Here is a 20,217-nt window from a genome sequence, read left to right on the forward strand (position 1 = left end):
GCGCTATCCGGATTGACTCACCTTGGCAAGCCCCGACAGTTTCAACGCCGCCAAAATGATGCAGTTAAAAGCGGAATGAAGGCAAGAACTTCCAACCTGCCCAAAATCATCCCGAGTATGAGCCAGATTTGTGTCAGTTGGCGCCCCGGAAGATCCCGAACGTCAATCAGGTGCCCCGCATTTGTCAGACTACCGACCGTATTGGATATGGCGTCCTCAAAACCGGACCCCGTAAATGAGAAGACCATCAGACCGCCTACACAAGCCATGATGTAGGCAACGAGGTAAACCCAGACACCCATGATGGTGCGGTCAGACTGGATACGGCGCCGGAATTTGAATGTCAGAAGTGACTGGCGGTACCCCATTCGCAGAAATTCCTGCCCGACACGCCGGCTGAGCACGTAGAGACGCGCCAGCTTGATCCCCCCAGTCGCCGAGAGGGCGGCCCCGCCGATAAGCGGTGGCGCGAGCTGCAACGCCAGCGGCAATGCATGCGTTGAAACCGGAGAGACAAGGGCGATGCCGCTGGTCGACACTGCCGAGATTGCCCAGCCAAGTGAGTTGAAAAGGCTGAGCCCACAAATCATTGCGAGAATGGCGAAGCCTGCGATGGCCGCTACGAAAGTGCCGAGCTCGGGGTCCCGGAGCCAGTTGCGGTAATGACCCGTCGCCATCTGAAGCAGAACAAACAAACCAAGGGACCCAAGAACAAGTCCAACAACCAGGCCGATAGAGCGGGCTTCGCGTGTGACATCCTGCTGGTGCCCTGATGGATCGGCAAGCCCAGTGCTAAACGCGCTAATCGCATCAAGCAGGGCCGTGTGACCCGGTATGCCCCCGATAACTTCGATTGCGAAGACGATCAGCACGCAGATCGCCGCGACGATCATCGTCATACGAAGAACGCGCGGGATCGAATCAAAGAAACTGCGATCCGAGAGACTGAAGAGATAGGTCCTGTGAATTCCCGGACCGTCAAGGTTCAGGGCAGCCAACACGGTGGCCGCGAATGTGATCGTCGCAATCGCGCCGAACAGATTGAGTATAGCCCTCCAGAGAATAAGCGATGCCGGCCAGTCAATCCTGTCGGGATAAAAGCCTGAATGCCCTGTTGTCGTGATGCAGGAAACGGCTTCATGAACGGCCGTAATAATACTGGCGTTTGCGACACCCATGAGAAACGGGGGGGCACAGACGATTGGCATCGCAAACCAGAACATTACCATGAAGGCAAGGCCATCCGACGGTTGTGCCCTGCGGCGAGGCACGCCCGTCAACACAAATGCGGCAATCGCTACAGTCGCCATGACAACGGCTGTTGTCACGAACACCATCAGCTGGGATGTTTCCCCGCCGATCAGCGCCGCCAGCGCACACAACAGCATTGCGGCGCAGAACAACAGCGTGCTCATCGCCAGCATCCGTATGATTGCAGCAAAGTTCATGGTTTTCGAATCCGGCCTTCTTTGGCTGGCTACCTAGAAGAAATCTGCGCTGACACGGAAAAACTGTTCGACCTTGTTCGTCGCCGACTGTTCGTAAAACAAGAGCACATGGTCATTTGCCCGCGGGCGTACATCCTGATCAGCAAAAATCACTTCATTCTCGCGCAGGATCGCCGCGGCCGTGATACCTTTAGGGAGATCATCATAGCCAATTGACTTGCCAATCAGTGGGGACGTTTCAAGCGTGACCCCTTCGGCAATTTCCGCAGCGCCGTCTTCCAGCGATTGCAGGGCCAGAATCCGCCCCCTGCGCATCTTCATGAGGATCCTGGAGACCGTCAGGGCTTTCGGATCCAGCACCGCATCCACCCCCATCTCTCGGGCCAACTGCGCCAGTTCAGGCGCATTGACAAGCGCGAGCGATCGTTTCGCCCCCATCTGCTTGGCCAGCTTTGAAATCAGGATGTTGGCCTTGTCGTCATGCGTGGTTGCAATCACGAGATCGGCAGTTGGTGCATCTGCTTCTTCAAGGATGGTCCTGTTCAGGCCGTCACCATGGATCACAATCGTCCGGTTGAGCTCGGAAACCGCTCTCTCAGCCTGCTCAATGCTGAACTCGATGACCCTCACGCGCACATCTGACTGCTTTTCAAGGCCACCCGCCACATAGAGTCCGACATTGCCGCCACCCACGACAACAACCCGGCGCATCTCGGCTTCGGGGCGGTTAAAGATGCTGTTCAGCCGATGAGCATGAGACTTCAATACGGCTACATAGGCAGTATCACCAACCTTGAGATGGTCGTTCCCTCGCGGAGCGAAGACCGTTCCGGCCCGGCTGATACCAACGACCCGAGCCCTCAGACTGGGAAAGAGATCCTGTATCTGATCCAAGGCCGTATCCAATACCGGGCTGTCTGCCTGGACTTCCAGGCCGATGAGCTGAACGTCGCTCCGGCCGAAATTCACGCTCATCATGGCGCCCGGCGTCTTGAACCGTTGCAGGATGGCATCGCCGACCTCGATCTCTGGCGAGATGACAAGATCAATGCCCAGCCCCTCCCGGGAAAAGAGCGAGCGCCATCCCGGCTCCATGTATTGCTGGGCCCGAACCCGCGCGATCTTTGTGGGAACAGAGAAAAGCGTATCTGCAACCTGGCAGATCACCATGTTGATCTCGTCGGAATAGGTCACTGCGATAATCATATCGCAGGTCTCCCCCCCGGCTGCCTTCAGCACTTCCGGGTGCCCGGCATGACCCTGCAAACCGCGCACATCGAGTTCAGTCTGCACGAGATCAATCAGGCGCGCATCCTGGTCTATCATGATGATATTGTGGTTCTCACGGGCCAGACGACGGGCAATGCCCTGCCCGACCCGGCCAGCACCACAGATGATTACGTGCATGAATCAGGCTTCCGAACGATTTGCGGAGGCGTTTACACCAAGAGCCTTCAATTTTCTATGAAGCGCGGAGCGCTCCATGCCAATGAACTCGGCTGTCCTCGAGATATTGCCATCGAAGCGGGTGATCTGAAGCGTCAGATATTCCCGCTCAAACTGCTCGCGAGCATCACGCAAGGAAAGTCCAACGAGTTCGGCAGATGCTGATGGCCCCTGCTCTCCGCTTAAGGCCTGGCGGTCCTGCGGCAGCTCATCCACCGATATGGGGCGTTTTGCATCATTCGGCGACAGGATCAGGATGCGTTCGACGAGGTTCTTCAGTTGCCGCACATTGCCCGGCCAATCCATGGATTGAAGAACAGCGATTGCTTCTGAAGAGAATTGCCTTGCATTGAGCCCTGAACTGTCAGCGATCCTGGCGGTGAAGTGCTCGACCAGCGCAGGAATGTCATCGCGCCGCTCTGCCAGTGAAGGAACTTTGATAGGCACCACATTCAGCCGGTAATACAGGTCTTCTCGAAACCGTTTCGCTTCGATCTCACCCTTGATGTCTTTCGTCGAAGCGGACATCACCCGCACATCGACACGGACATCTGACTTGCCGCCTACGCGTTGGAAGCGCTGCTCCGTGAGCACCCTCAAAATCTTGTTCTGCGTCCCGAGGGGCATGTCAGCAACCTCGTCCAGAAGTAGGGTGCCGTCATGAGCCTTCTCGAACAGACCTATCCGCCGCGGTCGGCCCTCATTATCTTCCTCGCCAAAGAGTTCCTGCTCCATCCGGTCGGGTGCGATATTCGCTGCACTGACCACGACGAACGGTCCATTTTGTCGGTTCGAGTGGGCGTGGATGAGACGCGCCGTAAGTTCCTTGCCAGCACCAGCCGGACCAACAATCATCACCCTGGAATTGGTCGGCCCCACTTTACCAATCGAGCTTCGCAGGGTGGTCGCGGCCGCGCTTGAACCAATCCAGTCATCACTGCTGACCAGCATTGTCTTGAGCGACGCATTTTCGCGCTTGAGGGCCGTGGATTCGAGCGCGCGCTCGACAAGGTGGATCAGCCGGTCGGCCTTGAACGGCTTTTCGATAAAATCATAAGCGCCCCGGCGGATAGCTGCGACCGCCGTTTCAATATTACCATGACCGCTGATAACGATCACTGGAATAAGCGGGTCGATGGACTTCAGATACTTCAGCAGCGACAGACCATCCATATCACTGCCCTGCAGCCAGACATCCAGGATGACGAGGCCGGGCGCTCGCATCCTGACCTCTTCAAGCGCTTTCTCGGCAGTCGCTGCACTGCGAACCGAATAGTCTTCATCCTCAAGGACGCCCGCGATCAGATCGCGAATATCGGGTTCATCATCCACAATGAGAACGTCATTGGTCATTAGTGGGCCTCCACACTCTCTACTTCACCCATCGACACAAGATCACTTTGTTTGGGCAACAATATTCTCACGCGCGCTCCCTGAAGTCCGTCAGGCCGGCCTTCCAGCGCAATAGAGCCGCCATGATCCATGATCACCCGGTTCACGATTGCCAGGCCAAGCCCTGTTCCCTTTTCGCGCGTCGTCACATAGGGCTCCAAAAGGCGGTCACGGGCTGCCTCTGGAAAACCGGGGCCATTGTCCTCGATGACGATCTCGACATTGTCGCCCAGATCCTCGGTCGAGATCTCTATCAGTCCGTGCGTTTCCGCACCGGGTGGCAATCTGTCGATCGCTTCGGCCGCATTCTTCACGATATTCCCTATGGCTTGCGCAAGGAGGCGTTCATCCCCCTGCACGATCAGAGGGGTATGCGTATGATTGGCTTCAACCCGTATTTCCGGACTGACCACATGCTGGGCGAAGCCTGTCTCGTCTAGCAGGGAGGCAAGGTTGAACTGTTTAAGCGTCGGCTTCGGCATACGAGCAAAGCCTGAGAATTCCTCAACCATCCGGCCAATGTCGTTCACCTGGCGTAAAATCGTATCGGTACAACGCTCAAAGACGACATCGTCTTCAGGGATGTACTTCGTGTAGCGACGTCTCAACCGCTCTGCCGACAACTGGATGGGCGTCAGAGGATTTCGGATTTCGTGTGCAATCCTGCGAGCGACATCCCGCCACGCCAGCTGACGCTGCGCATTCACAAGCCGCGTCGCGTCATCGAAAGTCAGAACAAGACCGCCAGTAGTATCCTTCGCCACCTTCAGCCGGAAATGCCGGTGGCCGTTTGCTTCACTCACGTCTAGAGAGGCATCAATTGGATGGCCGGTCGATAATGCATCCGCCGTATATCGCTCAAAAGCTGGCGCCACCTGACTAAGCGCTTGCCCCTCCAAAGGCTCATCGAGTCCAAGAAGCTTCTGCGCGGACGGATTGGCAAGTGTAACCCTGAACTCATCATCTACACGGATTACACCGGCACTCACTTCCTCCAGCAGGGTTTCCAGGAAGAGACGGCGATCTTCTGCCTCCTCGCGTGCTGAGATAAGCGCTGAGCGCTGCCCCCCCAGCTGCTCGGTCATAACATTGAAGGACCGTGTCAGCGCTCGAACCTCATCCTTACTGCTGGGCAACGGAACGCGGACATCCAGATTGCCATCCCGCACGGATTGGGCGGCATAAGCCAGCCTCCCAATCGGACCCGTGATGCGGCTGGCCGCCTCCAGGGCAAGGCGCACGGCCAGAAGCAGCACAAGCGCCACAATCTGCCCGTAGGCCACGACAAAGAGCGTCTGCGAGCGTGAACTCAACTGACGCGCTGCCCTATATTCTTCCAGGGCCTGCTCAGCCCTGCGCAGTCGAGCGAAAGCGTCACGATCGAGAGGCTTGGCGAGATAAAGATAGGCGTCATCCATACCGTCCAGACGGATCAGTGAACTCGCGAAGCCCTCGCTCTCCTGAAGCGACAGGATCACTTCATCGGCGTCCGCTTCATTGAACATTTCGTTCGTGGGCTTTCGAAAGTAGCCGCTTCCTCCAGCATTTTCACCAATGGCGAGCGGAATGCCATTACGGTCGATAACGTAGGCTGCGGGCATGTTCCGGACATATGCCTGAATGCCAAGATAGGAGGAGAAGCGCTCGGGGTCTTCAGTAAGTCCTTCAAGAGCATTGTTGACGTCCGTCGCCATGAGCCGTGTGTCCTCTTCGAGAACGTCACTGAACTCCTGGACATTCTCCTGAGCAACAGCCGCCGTTTGCTCCACAAGTGTTACGATCCGCTCGCCGAACCATGTATCGAAGCCCCGCGAAATTGCAGCCCAGAGAAAAAGAGACACGACCAGAGCCGGGATTGCAGCGGAAAGCCCGAATAGCAGAAGAAAACGACGCGCGAGGCGCTCGCCGCCCTCACCCCTCTTGTCGTTCCGAGTCCCTATGTAACGCTGGATGATAATCAGCGCGAGAACGCCGATAATCGCGGTATTCAGGATAAGGAGAACCTGGACATCCCGGCTGACCGGGTCGATCGGATCCATATCCGAGACGGCAACAAAGGTAACAGTCACAGCAAGAAAGGCGGCAATCAGAAAAAGCCACTGGAAGAGAGTCCAGCCCGACTGGGCGTTATTCGACTTCAGGAACCCGACCAAACTTTACCCTCGCACGACCACCTGTGCCCAGGCTGCAACACTGAGGATTTAGAGCAACAGTTTGCCGTCAGGTCAATCAATCCTCTGCCAAACCAAGGGAATTGATCCGCGCGCGCAGCGTGTTTCGATTCACGCCAAGCAAGGCCGCTGTTCTCAACTTGTTTCCAGAAGTCACTGAAAGTGCCAGCTTAATCAGTGGGCGCTCAACCTGTTCGAGCACTTCCTGATGAATCTTGCTGTCGTCCGGCGACGCCTGCAGCAGATCCGCCATGACATAGCGATGGAGCAAGGTCTCGACCTCTTTTTCGAAGGTGGTATTGGACGAAATGTCCTTCAGCGCTTCGGCACGAAGCTCCCGCTCGATATCACGCTGGGAAATTACGGCATCCGGACTCAAAGCCGCCAGCCGCATGATCAGGTTTTCGAGTTCACGGACATTTCCCGGCCAGTCGTAGGCCATCATAAGGTCCATGGCTGAAGGCTCGATCTGCTTGGCGGCGAGGCCCTTGCGCTGCGCTCTCAACAGGAACGCTCGAACAAGCTCCGGAATGTCCTCCTTGCGCTGCCGAAGCGGCGGCATGAAGATCCGAACAACATTGATCCGGTAGAAAAGGTCTTCCCGGAACTTCCCCTCGTCGACCAGCTTGGCGAGGGGTTGGCGCGTGGAAGCGATGATGCGGGCACCGCCGGCTTCACGCATCAGCTTGACGAGCTGGGTTTGAGCCTCTGCGGGCAGATCGCCTATTTCATCCAGATAGAGCGTGGCCTCTTCCTGAAAAGCGAGGCCTGGCTCTTCTGGCGTACCAAAGAGGTCCCGACTGATTTGTTCTGTCGGCATCGCTGCCAGGTCAAGCGCCTTGAAAACGCCGTCCTTGCCGGCCCCCAACTGATGGATCGCGCGGGCAGCCAACTCCTTGCCTGTCCCGGATTCCCCCTCAATCAGGACCGTCAGATCGGTATTCATGACGCGGGATATGATCCGGTAGACTTCCTGCATGGGATCGGACCGACCGATGAGTGGAAGGCTTGCGTCCGCATCAGCCTTGCTCACCTTGGCGGCGGTGTCCTTTTTGGGTGGCCCCTTCAGGGCTCGTCCAACCAGACTTGTCAGCTGATCAATATCAAAGGGCTTGGGAAGATAGTCGAAGACCCCGTGCCGGGCAGCTGATGCAGCTGTCAGGATTGTATTCTGACCACTCATGACGATGACGGGCAAATCCGGCCGGGCCAGTTTGATCGATGGCAGGAGCTCGAATATCGCAGTGTCACCAAGATAGACGTCGGTAACCACAACATCGCCCTCGCCATTGCGAATCCAGCGTTCCAGAGCATCCGCGGAGCTGGTCGCGCGCACCTGATACCCGGCGGTAACAAGTGTCTGGTTTACGACCAGCCGGATACTGGCGTCATCTTCGGCAAGGAGGATCGTCTTCTGACTCATGTATGGTTATCCCGTTTCATCGGAAGGAATACTGAAAAGCGCGTCTGGCCGGGACGGCTCTCAACCTTGATCCGGCCCTCATGCGCAGCAATCACTTCTGAGACTACGCTAAGTCCCAGCCCCCTTCCCCCAGCTTTGGTGGAGGAAAACATGTCGAACATCTGCTCGCGCGCGCGCGGCGGAATACCTTTTCCATTGTCTTCGACCGTGACGCGAATTGCCCGTTGCAGGCGTCTTGCATTTCGCGTCTTGGAGAAAGCGAACCCTGTTTCAAAAGCGGTCTGTAGTATGATCTGGCCATTGCCATCTGCATCAGAAGCGGCTTCTGCGGCATTACGAACTATGTTCTGGAAGGCCTCATGAAGGTGGTCTTCATCCCCGAAAATTTCAGGCAGCGAGGGGTCATAAGCCCGCTTGAGCTTGATGCTTCCGCCATGGGCAGCCTCTTCAGCCATTAGAACCTTGTCAAGAAGCTCATGGATGTTGAACTTGTCGCGCCGCGGCGAGGAAAAGAGTTCAAACGCCGAGAGCCTTGTTACCAGGCGCTCAATACGGCTTGCCTCGCTGCGAATGACGTTCAACAGCGAGGCCTGCTCATCGGTAGCGTTACGCATCAGCAATTGAGCGGCACCGGAGATGCCGGCAAGCGGGTTCTTGACCTCATGGCCCAGAATACGCCCAAACCCGGAAATGCCAACAGCACCGTGCGAAGGATCCCGGGACACCGCCTCCGTGACCGCGAGGATCACGCCCTGTGGCGGCACTGGCCTCAGCTTGATGTCGAACGTGCGGCTACCATGCATGCCCGGTCCCGAAATCGCGACCCCGTGCGCGCTGACATCGCCTTCCTGCGCGAAGACGCGGTCCAACAGGTCAAAAAGCGGGGAGTCATGATAGACGAATTCACTGAGCGCACGGCCGCGCAGCACAGTTTCCGAATGACCGAGAAGCATTTGAGCTTCGGTGTTTGCCGCATCAATACGCCGCCGATCGTCAATCTGCAGGAGCGCAAGCGGCGCCAGGTCGGAAAGATTGATAGCCAGGTTCACGCAGCAACGCCTCTCTGTTCCAGAAAAATGTCCGAGAGCGTTGAGATCAGTGTGGCCCCCTCCTCAATCTGGCAGGCCATGGACCGGGCACGACGCCGGTGAGCTTCGCTCAGAGGAACATCAAGCTTGTCAATCGCAGCTGATATGTGCTTGCGCACGATCCGCAGGCCGAGAGTCTTGCCGTATAGCGACTGGCTGTCTTCGATCTGCTCGATCAGGCTGTCCAGCTGCTCAGACAGGCTGGGAACCTCGTAAGCCTGTCCGCTCAATTCCGCTGCAATCTGCCCGGGCAACCAGGGTCGCCCCATTGCGGCACGCCCGATCATCACGCCATACGCCGCCGACTGCGTAAGCGCCGCACGCGCTGAAGGCGTGCTGCATATATCACCATTGGCGATCACCGGAAGAGAGATCGCTGACACCGTATCGGCAATCCTTTGCCAATCGGCATGACCCTTGTAGAATTGACAGCGTGTGCGCCCGTGCACGGTCACCATCACAATACCCGCCTGCTCGGCATAGCGTGCAAGATCTGGTGCATTGAGCTGCTCACGATCCCAGCCAAGTCTCATCTTGAGGGACACTGGCGTGCCTTGCCCACCTTCAATCGCGGCATCAATGATCGCCTTTGCAAGGGCAGGCTCTCTCATGAGCGCCGAACCAGAGGATCCGCCCGTCACCTGTCTGGAAGGACAGCCCATATTGATGTCGATCTGGTCCACACCGGCTTCCGTCAGGAGTTCGGCCCCCTTGCGCATGTCTTCCGGGCGCCGGGCCGCCAGTTGTACGATCCACCTTCCGCGCCCTTCATGTCGGCACGTCCGGCGCACCATATCTGGGCGCGCTGCGACAAGAGTTTCGCCAGCAACCATTTCCGAAACCACGGCAGGGCAGCCGAATCTGACAGCTTGCCGCCGGAAAGCCGCATCTGTCGAGCCCGACATCGGCGCAAGCCAGACGCGCTCTGCCTGATTATTGTGCACCCTCATGGTCGATGTTTTTCAAGCATAATTTTGCATTGCACAATAGATGTGCGCCCCTTTTGTGCACATGAACTGTGATCGCTGTGGCCATCATGCATCAGCGGGTTTAATGGCAGGGTGCCATGAAAATCTTCGCTGTCATCGTTGCGGCAGGAACGGGTTCCCGTACCGGACGCACCACTCCCAAACAGTTTGAGGCCTTGGCCGGCAAGCCCGTTTACCGATGGTCAGCCGATCGGTTTGCAGCACATGAGCGGATTTCAAAGATCGTCATCGTTGCGCCTCCGGACAATTGCGAAACAATTTCGTCGCTCCCTGGCGGCGATCATGTTCTCGTGACGTCGGGTGGGTCAACGCGGTCAGCATCCGTTCTCAACGGCATTGCAGCGCTCCAGGCTGACGATGACGACATTGTTCTGATCCACGATGCCGCACGGCCCGGCCTGTCTGATGATGTGATTGACGCGCTTATCGAGGCGCTCAGCGATTTTGATGCAGCTGCCCCCGCCCTTCCCGTATCAGATGCCCTCAAACGTCAGGAATCAGGGCAGCTGCGCGATGTGTCGCGCGAGGCGCTCTACCGGGTGCAGACACCCCAGGCGTTCAGGGCCGGTATGATCAGGCAGGCGCTCGCCAACCGTGAGCAGGATTTTGTGGATGATCTTGCCGCGGTTGAAGCCCTCGGGGCCCGCGTCAAGCTGACGCCAGGACGAGAACAGCTACACAAGATCACATTTGAGGATGACTTCGCATTGGTAGAGAAATTTATGGCAGGGGACGCCCCGGGCACAATGAAGATCGGGTCCGGCTTTGATGTTCATGCCCTCGTCGAAGGGGATGGCGTAACCCTGTGCGGCGTGCACATTCCCCATTCGCATTCGCTTTCCGGCCATTCCGATGCCGATGTCGGCTGGCATGCCCTGACTGATGCAATTTTCGGCGCCCTCGCTCTGGGGGACCTGGGCGACCATTTTCCGCCGACTGATGAAGCGTGGAAAGGCGCTGACTCCGCCGTTTTTCTTCAGCACGCCATAAGGCTGGCTTCCGAAAAAGGCTGGGCGCTCAGCAATTGCGACATCACACTGATCTGCGAAGCTCCAAAGGTGAAGCCCCACCGGCAGACGATGCGCGAGCGAACGCGCGAGATCACCGGTCTCGATATCGACTCCATTTCCATCAAAGCCACTACGACAGAAGGCCTGGGCTTTGCGGGCCGTCGCGAAGGTATCGCCGCTCAAGCCGTTGTCATGTTAAGCCGGTCCCGGAATAGCTAGAGGCACCTCATGTTTCCCGAACGACTTCGCAATCTTTGCTTGCTGACACTGGATGAAGCACGCGACCGTCGCGTAAAGATCGCGGCAGCTGAGTCCTGTACAGGCGGTCTCCTGGCTGGACTGTTTACAGAATTCTCTGGATCCTCTGACGTTTTCGAACGCGGCTATGTCACCTACTCGAACCGTTCGAAAGAAGAAATGCTCGGCGTAGCCGGTGACATCATTGCTGATTATGGCGCGGTGTCAGAAGCTGTGGCACGGCTCATGGCCGAAGGCGCCCTTGAGAACAGCCGGGCCAATCTGGCAATCGCCGTCACAGGGATCGCCGGCCCAGGCGGAGGAACACCAATGAAGCCGGTGGGCACAGTCCACATCGCTTGCGCCCGAGAGAACAAGGCGGTCATGCACGAGGCCTGCTATTTTGGCGATATCGGGCGGCATGAAGTACGCGTTGCCACGTTGGAAGCCGCACTTGAGTTGATCCGCAAGCAGATCCCCTAGATGTGTGTGTGGCCAAAGCGGCGGTCAGCCTCGGCCTTGAACGCGCTCATGATCTTGTTGACGGCAAGGTCCGTATTTGCGCGCGCCAGAAGCGCAAGAACCGGATTGCGGAATTCGTAATCGATAAAAAAGTCAATATGCGTGGCGCCAGCACCATCAGGTTTTAGTTTCCAATGATTGCGAAGGCGCTTGAACGGCCCGTGGGCCAGTTCGACCTTGATCTCACGAGCCTCGGAGTTGGCCGAGACATCCGTGGCAAAAGCTTCGGAGAAACCCTTGAAACCGACGTCTGCTTCACCCCGGTAACGGCGAACGACACCATCATCCGGGCGCTCGGTAACCTTCATCGACCGAATCCATTTTATGAATTCCGGATAGCGACGGATATCCGAGACAAGCTCAAAGACATCATCCGCCGCATGCGGGATTCTCACTTGCTTCGACAGTCTGGGCAAAACGCTTAACCGTTCGCTGCGAGGCGGGCCGCCTTGAGCTTCTGGAAATCTTCGCCGGCATGATAGCTTGAGCGCGTAAGCGGCGACGCCGAGACCATCAGGAAGCCTTTCGAGCGGGCGATTTCCTCATAGGCCTTGAACTCATCAGGCGTGACAAATCGGTCGACCGCTGCGTGCTTGCGAGTTGGCTGAAGATATTGGCCTATGGTCAGGAAATCGATACCTGCCGAGCGCATGTCATCCATCACCTGCATGACCTCTTCCTTCGTTTCGCCGAGCCCCACCATCAGGCCCGACTTGGTGAACTGGTTCGGGTCACGCTGCTTCACCCGCTCGAGCAGCCGGATGGAATGATAATAGCGCGCACCCGGGCGGATGGAGAGGTACAGGCTCGGCACTGTCTCGATATTGTGGTTGAACACATCGGGCGCCGCATCGATCACGCTGTTCTCCCAGCCATCCTTGCGAAGGAAGTCCGGCGTCAGGATCTCGATGGTCGTGCCTGGTGAAGCCTTTCGGATTTCCTTGATGACCGACACAAAGTGCAATGCCCCGCCATCTTCCAGATCGTCCCGGTCGACAGAAGTAATGACAACATGTTCAAGCCCCATTTCATGGACGGCTTCTGCCACACGCCTTGGCTCATCAGCATCTACGGGCGCCGGGCGCCCCGTGGAGACATTACAGAATGAGCAGGCACGGGTGCAGACTTCGCCCAGAATCATCATTGTGGCGTGCTTCTTGGTCCAGCACTCACCGATGTTCGGGCAGCCCGCCTCCTGACAAACCGTCACTAGTCCTTTGGACCTGACGATCTCCTGGGTTTCAGCAAAGCCCTTGCTGGTTGGCGCCTTTACGCGGATCCAGTCTGGCTTGCGCAGGACAGGAGTGTCCGGGCGATTGCGCTTCTCCGGATGCCTGAACGTGGGTTTTCCGTCTATGATCGTAACCATTACGCATAAATGGACGTATGTGGGCGCCTCATCAAGCTGCATCTGCTCATGGCTGCATTTCCTCAAATGTTACAAGACGTTTGAATTGTTCACGGAGTGTGACAATCTGCTACAAGACTTGTCCCCCAAAGCAAGAAGACGAGCACCGCATGCCTTCAATTCCGTCCCCTCTTCCTTACAAGCCGAAGCGCACCAGAATCGATATCTTCTCGGCTGTGCTGCGAGCAGCAAAGGAGTTCGGCGGCTCCAAGATCGCAATCGTCGATGGTGACGAACGCGAACTCTCCTACAAAGAAATCATCCGCGCCGCCTTTGCGCTTGGTTCAGCGCTGAAAAAACAGACCAAGCGTGGAGAAGCCGTTGGCATCATGCTCCCGACAGGGGCGGGCGCCGTTATCGCTTTTCTCAGTGTTCTGGCAGCGGGCCGTATTCCTGCGATGCTGAACTTTACCGCCGGCGCCGCCAATCTGAAATCTGCCATGAAGGCAGCAGAAGTGTCGAAAGTGCTTACAGCCCACCGCTTTGTTGAACTTGGCAATCTCGAGCCGCTAATGGATGAGCTGAGCGATGCAGCGGAGCTCGTCTATCTTGAGGACGTCCGCGAGAAGCTGAGCCTGAGCGACAAGCTGGCGGGCGCACTGGGGCCCATATTTCCGCGCATGTTCTACTCCTCGCCCGATTATCGAAAGACGGGCGTTATCCTGTTCACCTCCGGCACGGAAGGCGAACCGAAAGGTGTGGTGCTGAGCCATCAGAATATCATTGCAAATGTTGAACAGGTCCGCGCGCATATCGGCCTCAACACGGAGACGGACAGCGTCTTCAATCCACTCCCGACTTTTCACTGTTTCGGACTGACGGTCGGGGCCCTGCTTCCCATCATCGCTGGCGTGAAGGCCGTCTTTCACCCGACCCCGCTTCAGCCACGAGAGATTGCCAAGCGGATTCACACCTCGGGCGCCACGATCCTGCTCGCGACAGACACATTCATTTCTCAATATGCTCGCGCAGGTGCCGAAGGCGATATGGATACGATTCGACTTGCGGTCTGCGGCGCTGAGAGGGTGCGCGACGAGACGCGACAATTGGTAAGACGCAAGTTTGATATCGAAATTCTCGAAGGATACGGCGCCACCGAAGCCTCCCCCGTGGTCGCGGCCAACAGTCCCGCCATGAACAAGCCAGGCACTGTCGGGACACTCATGTCGGATATGGACTATGAACTCGCGCCCGTAGAAGGCATCGCGGAAGGTGGCAGGCTGCGGATCCGTGGCCCCAATGTCATGCTTGGCTATATGCGCCCAGACAATCCAGGCGTTCTCGAGCCAACGGAGAATGGCTGGCACGACACTGGCGACATCGTGGCTGTCGATGAGGATGGCTGCATCTGGATTCGAGGCCGCGTGAAACGATTTGCCAAGATTGGCGGGGAAATGGTTTCCCTTGCCGTTGTCGAGAATTGCGCAAGCGCTATCTGGCCGGACGACATGCATGCAGCGGCCGCCATTCCCGATCCACGCAAGGGCGAGCAGATCATTCTCCTTACAACGGCAAAGGGAGCAGATCGTGGTGCTATCAGCGCATGGTCACAATCGCACGGCGTTTCGGAACTTTCTGTTCCCCGGAAAGTCTATCATGTCGAGGAGATACCCGTTCTCGGAACGGGAAAAATCGACTATGGCGCGGTGAACAAACTGGTTCAGGAATATGCCGAGGCATGATCAGCCGAAGCAGTGTTTGCCATCGCTTCATCACAATTCCTGTGTTGAAGGAGCGCCGCTAGCAAGACTTCAAGAGGTTATCAATGATCAAACAATTCGTTGCCGGAGCGGTGGCAGCCCTCACTTTTGCGTCGCCCGCGATGGCCGACACCGATGACGACGATCATTTCATGCTCGGCTGGCTCGAGCATGTGCGCATCGTCGGGCTCGATATTGAACTGGACGCAAAACTCGATACCGGTGCGACTACCTCATCCATCCACGCTGTGATCATGGAAAAGCCTGACCAGGAAGACTTCGAGGACGAAGATGAAAGCCGCCAGATCATTTTCAAGGTGATCAACGAAGATGGCGACGAACGTACAATTGACACCGACATCGTTCGCTGGGCAGCAATCAAGACAAAGAAAGGCGGCCTGGTTCATCGCCCGGTCGTGGAGCTGGAACTTTGCCTGGGAGGCCGTATCATCAAGGATGAGGTGACTCTCGCCGATCGGGCACATTTCAATTATGAAACGCTGATTGGGCGAAACATGTTGAAAAGTGCGGGTATTATTGTCGACTCCAGTGACATCTATACCAAGAAGCCACGGTGCGACGATTGATCGTTTGGCGTAAGTGGCCGGGGAATAATGTCTAACGGGGTCGGGTTGTGAAACGCACGCAGTTGTTAATTATCGTATGCGTTCTGATCGCGACTGCGCTCGGCGTATTCTTCTTCAAGGTGACGCAACTCGGTTTCCCGGTCGTGCCGGATCTGGATTCGGATACGTGGACGATTGAGTCGAAAGTCTCGTTCCGTGGACGAGGAGACCCCGTACAGCTCAGGCTGGCCCTGCCCGAATCGCAGGGTCAGTTTTCGATCGTCGATGAATCCTTCATCGCCTCCGGTTTTGGGATTGAAACCGTTACTGATGAAACTGGCAGGCGTGCGGTTTTCGAACGGCGCGCTCAGGATGGGAGTGCGGTGCTCTTCTACCGCGCAAAGCTGGTCTCTATAGACCGGCGGATGGGCCAACCAGAAAACAGGGCCGAACCAGAAGCCATTTCCGACTATCGCCGGTCTGAACGCCGGCGGGCCATCCAGGAAAATGCTACGCCTCTCCTGGTCGCTCTCGACTCAGTGCTCACCGAGGCACTGGAAAAGTCTGCCGGTGAGAGAAGCTTCATCACCCAACTTGCGCGCCTGAGCGCTGATCGCAACGATGATCGTATAACCACTATAATTGAAGGCGGACCGCCCGAGATCGATGCGGCCGCTGACCGATTGGTCTTTATGCTTAACGCTGCCGGCACTCCAGCACGCCTGGTGAGAGGCATTATTCTAGACACTGACACGCGCCAGGCACCGTTGGAAAGCTGGGTCGAATACTGGCTCGACGGCGAATGGATCAGCGCAAATGCGCGCACTGCGGAGCCGTTGGATAATTCCAGGGCGTTGCCAATCGTTTATGATGGTGCGTCCATTGTCGATGGTGATGGGTTTCGCCGGCTGGATGTTTCCTGGTCCGTCGCTCGTAACTTCGAAAGCCAGCTTCTCCGCGCGATGGAGCGTGGGGAGGAGTTCGCACCCTGGGTCAATGCCACCTCGCTCCTGAGCCTGCCGATCGACCTGCAACTCGTTTTCCGGGTTCTACTCCTGATCCCGCTGGGCGCACTGATCATCGTGGTGCTGAAACAGGTTATCGGTATGCCGGCGTTCGGCACATTCATGCCTATCCTTATCGCACTCGCCTTCCGTGAAACGTCCCTTTTCACGGGCATGGCGCTGTTTGTGGGCATCGTCTCTGTGGGTCTGCTGCTACGAGCCTATTTCAACCAGCTTCAGCTATTGCTTGTACCTCGACTTGCTGCCGTTCTTATCATTGTGACCTTTCTGATGATGTTCATCGCGCTCGTCGGCGAAGCGTCCGGATTCCAGACCGGCCTCTCGATCTCCCTTTTCCCGCTTGTCATCATCACAATGACGATCGAACGCATGTCGCTGACCTGGGAAGAAGACGGTTCCGCAGAGGCGTTGAAGAAGGCCGCAGGCTCCCTGGCTGGCGCAGTACCCGGCTACTGGATCCTCACGAACGAATATATCGAGCACGTCGCGATCGTGTTCCCGGAGCTCCTGCTCATAGTCCTCGCAATCGTGCTCATGCTAGGGCGCTATACGGGCTATAAGGTCACCGAGTTTTTCCGCTTCAAGGTACTTGAAGATAGTGAAAAGGTGGAACGCTGATGAAGTTCGGTCCGTTCTCGAAGCTGGCCAAAGCTGGCGTGCTCGGCATCAACAGCCGGAATCTGGACTTCATCGCAGCTTATAACCCGCGCCGCTTTTATCCCCTTGTCGACGATAAAGTGATCACGAAGAAACTGGCCATCGAGGCGGGCGTGACTGTCCCGGAGCTGTATGGCGTCATTCGTTATGGCGGCGAAGTGCACCTCATCGAAGAGATCGCGCAGAAACGGAAGTCCTTTGTGGTCAAGCCATCCCGCGGTTCGGGCGGAGGCGGCATCATGGTCTTCAACGGGACTGCAAAGACCGGTCTCCGGCGCATGAATGGCCAGATTATGCCATGGTCCGATATCAAGTATCACCTCAACAATATGCTTTCCGGCATGTTTTCGATGGGTGATGGCTCCGATCAGGTCATGATCGAGGAGCGGCTGGTCCCTCACTCGGCATTCTCCAAACTCGCGTTTGGCGGCGTGCCGGACGTGCGCGTGATTGTATTCCGCGGCGTGCCAGTGATGGCCATGCTGCGCCTGCCAACAGCGGAATCCGATGGAAAGGCAAACCTCCATCAGGGCGGCGTTGGCGCGGGTATCGACCTCATCACTGGCGTGACAACACGTGGCGTTCAACACAATGACGCAATCGACCTACATCCCGACTTCGAAACCCCCGTTCGGGATTTCCAGGTCCCGGGTTGGCCGGAAATCCTCGAACTGGCCTCGCGTCTCGGCCATCATGTCGGACTCGGCTATGTCGGTGTCGACATCGTCATCTGTGAACACAAGGGCCCTACCCTGCTTGAGCTCAATGCACGTCCAGGTATCGCCATTCAGACGGCAAATCTTCGCGGATTACGGCCTCTGCTCGAACCAATCCACGCCCTTCAGAAAGTTCCTGAGGACGTTGAACAGCGGATCGCCATAGCCAAGGCAAACTGGAATGGTGAGCCGCTGGACACGTTCGCTGAAGAGACCGAAACGGCCTAGACTGTACGCTTCGCCTTATCCTTGGCGTTGGTCGCCTCAATAGCGTCACGGGCTGCTTGCCACTCCTCGTCACCCCAGGACGTCAGCATGGAAAAATTGCCGCCAGAGGCATTATACATCGCTCCGTCGATGGCAATCGTCTGACCATTCACATATTCAGCGCCCGACGCCATAAGAAAGACCGCCAGATTGACCAGCTCGTGCATCTCGCCGACCCGGCCCATGGGATTGGCCTGGCCAGAATCCATGCGCTTGGCACCTTCAGCGTCAGGGGAAAGACGCTTCGACATCCCTTCTGTCGGAAACGGCCCCGGCGCAATTGCATTGAACCGCAAACCATAACGGCCCCATTCCACCGCAAGTGATTGCGTCATGGTGTTCACTGCGGCTTTCGACATGGCGGAGGGGACGACGAAAGGCCCTCCATTCCACACCCACGTCGTCAGGATGGAGCACACCGACCCCTTATCGCCATTCGCAATCCAGCGCTTGCCAATATCATGGGTCATGTAGAAGCTGCCGCGGAATACGATATTCGAGATCGCGTCGAAGCCCCTGATAGAAAGGTCTTCCGTTCGCGAAATGAAGTTGCCGGCGGCGTTATTGACGAGACCGGTCAGCGGCCCGTGCTTCGCCCAGATGACATCGTTCATATCTGTGATGGCTTCGGCGACCCGGATATCGCAGGCGTGAGGCACAACCTTTCCGCCATGACGCTCCATCAGCTCGCCGGCGGTTTCCTCGCACACGCCGCCACGCCGCCCGCAAATATGCACTTCGGCCCCCAGCTTGAGAAAGCCTTCCGCCATCTCCTTGCCCAACCCAGTGCCACCACCGGTCACCAGAATGCGCTCGCCATCCATCAGCCTCGACCGGAACATCAGCTTGCTCGTATCCATTGCGCGTGTCCTTCCCTTTTGTTTTCTTCAGTCCGAGAAGCGCTATTTCCGAAATGGCAGGCTGGCAAGGCGCCACAGGACCCAAAGCGGCAGAACGATACTCGCGCCGGCCAGAAGTGGCTTCCAGAAATTCCGGACCGCCCAGACGGCGGCCCCCACCAGATTTCCGAGCAGGTCACCCAGAGCGCCAAGGACATTCACATCATCGGCGACGGGATCGAATTCGAGCGCAAGCAGGAAGAAGCCAACGAGAAGACAGGTCACGAGAAGCTTCACAGCTCCCCACACACTGATACCGAACAATCTCGGCAGGACTGGCCGCTTCGGCGCTCGTGGTACCTTGCTGTTGCGCACGGGCGCTTCGCCGACCGGTGTTACGACAGGCTCTTCCGGCTTCGCCGTATCTGCCATCCCTGACCCCCTCCGGCCGGCTTATGAGCCGTGCCTAGCTTGCGCCCTTCTGAACCAGAGTACGATGCGGGAAGGGAATAGAGATACCCTGCTTGTCGAACTCTTCCTTCACCGCCTTGGTCATATGGAACTTCAGGTCCCATAGATCAGCGGCCTCGCACCATAGACGCGCTGTTATATCGACTGAGCTATCACCGAGATTGGTCACCTTCACGAAGGGTTCGGGATCTTTCAGGACACGTTCGTCCGCCTCGGCGAGCGACCGGATGATTCCGACCGCCTTGTCCATATCATCATCATAGTCGATGCCGAACGTGATGTCGCAACGGCGCATCGTATATCCGGAGTAATTCTGGATCACGCCATCAATCGCCTCTGTATTCGGGATGATGATTTTTACGTTGTCGACTGTGGAGAGATAGGTCTGGAACAGATTGATGTCCTTCACCGTGCCTGTAGCGCCTGCGATTTCAACGAAGTCCCCCACCTTGTATGGCCGGAAAAGCATGATCATGACGCCTGATGCGATATTGCCGAGCGCGCCCTGCAGGGACAAACCGATAGCCAAGGTAAGAGCGCCAAGCACGGCGACAAAGCTGGTCGCCTGAACACCGAACACCTGAAGTGTCGCAATGATAACGGCGGCCGTCACGAACCATCTGACAAGCGAGGCGAAAAAGCCCGCTAGCGTCTGATCGACGCCGGGACGCTCCATGGTCCGCTTCTTGACGAGGTTGGAGAGCCAGCCCGCGATACGCAGGCCGATGATAAGGACGAGAAGCGCGCCCAGGACTTGGAGCACCGCCCCCATGATCGTGGGCCAGTACTCTGCCCAAAGGGCGTTCAGATCGAGATCTTGCAGATTTTCCATACCAATCGGG

18 protein-coding genes are annotated in these 20,217 nt (G+C 57.2%); 6 read left to right on the top strand and 12 right to left on the bottom strand.

Translation table 11 applies throughout. From position 1 onward, the window contains the following. Positions 1 to 41: 41 nt before the first annotated feature. The 7 genes from Q1K29_RS05615 to Q1K29_RS05645 form a co-directional block, all read right to left on the bottom strand. A complete protein-coding gene (locus Q1K29_RS05615; protein ID WP_300391980.1) occupies positions 42 to 1,448 on the bottom strand; it encodes a hypothetical protein in 1,407 nt (468 codons plus the stop codon). Between the two features lie 33 nt (positions 1,449 to 1,481). Beyond that, on the bottom strand, positions 1,482 to 2,855 hold the full coding sequence (gene trkA / locus Q1K29_RS05620; protein WP_300391981.1) for a Trk system potassium transporter TrkA: 1,374 nt from the start codon (positions 2,853 to 2,855) through the stop codon (positions 1,482 to 1,484). 3 nt (positions 2,856 to 2,858) lie between these two features. After that, positions 2,859 to 4,247: a sigma-54 dependent transcriptional regulator gene (locus tag Q1K29_RS05625; protein ID WP_300391982.1), complete on the bottom strand. Its 1,389-nt coding sequence runs from the start codon at positions 4,245 to 4,247 to the stop codon at positions 2,859 to 2,861. Continuing rightward, positions 4,247 to 6,439, bottom strand: coding sequence for a PAS domain-containing sensor histidine kinase (locus tag Q1K29_RS05630; protein WP_300391983.1), 2,193 nt, complete (start codon positions 6,437 to 6,439; stop codon positions 4,247 to 4,249). Before Q1K29_RS05630 ends, Q1K29_RS05625 begins: the two co-directional genes overlap by 1 nt. A gap of 76 nt (positions 6,440 to 6,515) precedes the next feature. Beyond that, positions 6,516 to 7,880 (bottom strand): sigma 54-interacting transcriptional regulator, encoded by a 1,365-nt coding sequence (locus Q1K29_RS05635; RefSeq protein ID WP_300391984.1) that lies wholly within the window; start codon positions 7,878 to 7,880, stop codon positions 6,516 to 6,518. Further along, the gene (locus tag Q1K29_RS05640; protein WP_300391985.1) at positions 7,877 to 8,929 is read right to left on the bottom strand and encodes an ATP-binding protein; all 1,053 of its coding nucleotides are present in this window, start codon (positions 8,927 to 8,929) and stop codon (positions 7,877 to 7,879) included. Before Q1K29_RS05640 ends, Q1K29_RS05635 begins: the two co-directional genes overlap by 4 nt. After that, positions 8,926 to 9,918, bottom strand: a complete 993-nt coding sequence (locus Q1K29_RS05645; RefSeq protein WP_300391986.1) for a tRNA-dihydrouridine synthase — start codon at positions 9,916 to 9,918, stop codon at positions 8,926 to 8,928. The genes Q1K29_RS05640 and Q1K29_RS05645 overlap by 4 nt, the downstream gene beginning before the upstream one ends. Before the next feature lie 116 nt (positions 9,919 to 10,034). On the opposite strand from Q1K29_RS05645, the gene Q1K29_RS05650 reads away from it, so the two are divergent. Further along, a complete protein-coding gene (locus Q1K29_RS05650; protein ID WP_300391987.1) occupies positions 10,035 to 11,186 on the top strand; it encodes a bifunctional 2-C-methyl-D-erythritol 4-phosphate cytidylyltransferase/2-C-methyl-D-erythritol 2,4-cyclodiphosphate synthase in 1,152 nt (383 codons plus the stop codon). 9 nt (positions 11,187 to 11,195) lie between these two features. Continuing rightward, positions 11,196 to 11,687: a CinA family protein gene (locus Q1K29_RS05655; protein WP_300391988.1), complete on the top strand. Its 492-nt coding sequence runs from the start codon at positions 11,196 to 11,198 to the stop codon at positions 11,685 to 11,687. On the opposite strand, the gene Q1K29_RS05660 is transcribed toward Q1K29_RS05655, so the two are convergent. Together Q1K29_RS05660 and lipA are read right to left on the bottom strand one after the other, a co-directional pair. Continuing rightward, positions 11,684 to 12,121, bottom strand: coding sequence for a type II toxin-antitoxin system RatA family toxin (locus Q1K29_RS05660; protein WP_300391989.1), 438 nt, complete (start codon positions 12,119 to 12,121; stop codon positions 11,684 to 11,686). The genes Q1K29_RS05655 and Q1K29_RS05660 overlap by 4 nt on opposite strands. A 26-nt stretch (positions 12,122 to 12,147) precedes the next feature. Then, a complete protein-coding gene (lipA, locus tag Q1K29_RS05665; protein WP_300391990.1) occupies positions 12,148 to 13,095 on the bottom strand; it encodes a lipoyl synthase in 948 nt (315 codons plus the stop codon). 149 nt (positions 13,096 to 13,244) lie between these two features. Between lipA and Q1K29_RS05670 the strand changes: the two genes are divergently transcribed. The 4 genes from Q1K29_RS05670 (at position 13,245) to Q1K29_RS05685 (ending at position 18,026) form a co-directional block, all read left to right on the top strand. Next, complete coding sequence (locus tag Q1K29_RS05670) at positions 13,245 to 14,816, top strand: AMP-binding protein (protein ID WP_300391991.1); 1,572 nt, start codon at positions 13,245 to 13,247, stop codon at positions 14,814 to 14,816. An 83-nt stretch (positions 14,817 to 14,899) separates the two neighbouring features. Further along, positions 14,900 to 15,421 (top strand): RimK/LysX family protein, encoded by a 522-nt coding sequence (locus tag Q1K29_RS05675; protein WP_300391992.1) that lies wholly within the window; start codon positions 14,900 to 14,902, stop codon positions 15,419 to 15,421. A gap of 47 nt (positions 15,422 to 15,468) precedes the next feature. Further along, entirely contained in the window at positions 15,469 to 17,043 is a 1,575-nt protein-coding gene (locus Q1K29_RS05680; protein WP_300391993.1) for a UUP1 family membrane protein, read from the top strand. After that, complete coding sequence (locus Q1K29_RS05685; protein ID WP_300391994.1) at positions 17,043 to 18,026, top strand: alpha-L-glutamate ligase-like protein; 984 nt, start codon at positions 17,043 to 17,045, stop codon at positions 18,024 to 18,026. Before Q1K29_RS05680 ends, Q1K29_RS05685 begins: the two co-directional genes overlap by 1 nt. On the opposite strand, the gene Q1K29_RS05690 is transcribed toward Q1K29_RS05685, so the two are convergent. From Q1K29_RS05690 to Q1K29_RS05700, 3 genes are read right to left on the bottom strand one after another with little or no spacing between them, the layout of a single operon-like run. Continuing rightward, positions 18,023 to 18,925, bottom strand: a complete 903-nt coding sequence (locus Q1K29_RS05690) for an SDR family oxidoreductase (RefSeq protein WP_300391995.1) — start codon at positions 18,923 to 18,925, stop codon at positions 18,023 to 18,025. The genes Q1K29_RS05685 and Q1K29_RS05690 overlap by 4 nt on opposite strands. Positions 18,926 to 18,967: 42 nt before the next feature. Then, positions 18,968 to 19,336 carry a hypothetical protein gene (locus Q1K29_RS05695; protein ID WP_300391996.1) on the bottom strand — a complete coding sequence of 123 codons (369 nt, stop codon included), beginning with the start codon at positions 19,334 to 19,336 and terminating at the stop codon, positions 18,968 to 18,970. Between the two features lie 34 nt (positions 19,337 to 19,370). Further along, positions 19,371 to 20,207 carry a mechanosensitive ion channel domain-containing protein gene (locus Q1K29_RS05700; RefSeq protein ID WP_300391997.1) on the bottom strand — a complete coding sequence of 279 codons (837 nt, stop codon included), beginning with the start codon at positions 20,205 to 20,207 and terminating at the stop codon, positions 19,371 to 19,373. Between the last annotated feature and the right edge of the window lie 10 nt (positions 20,208 to 20,217).

The sequence above is a fragment of the Henriciella sp. genome (assembly GCF_029937755.1).
GTDB lineage: Bacteria > Pseudomonadota > Alphaproteobacteria > Caulobacterales > Hyphomonadaceae > Henriciella.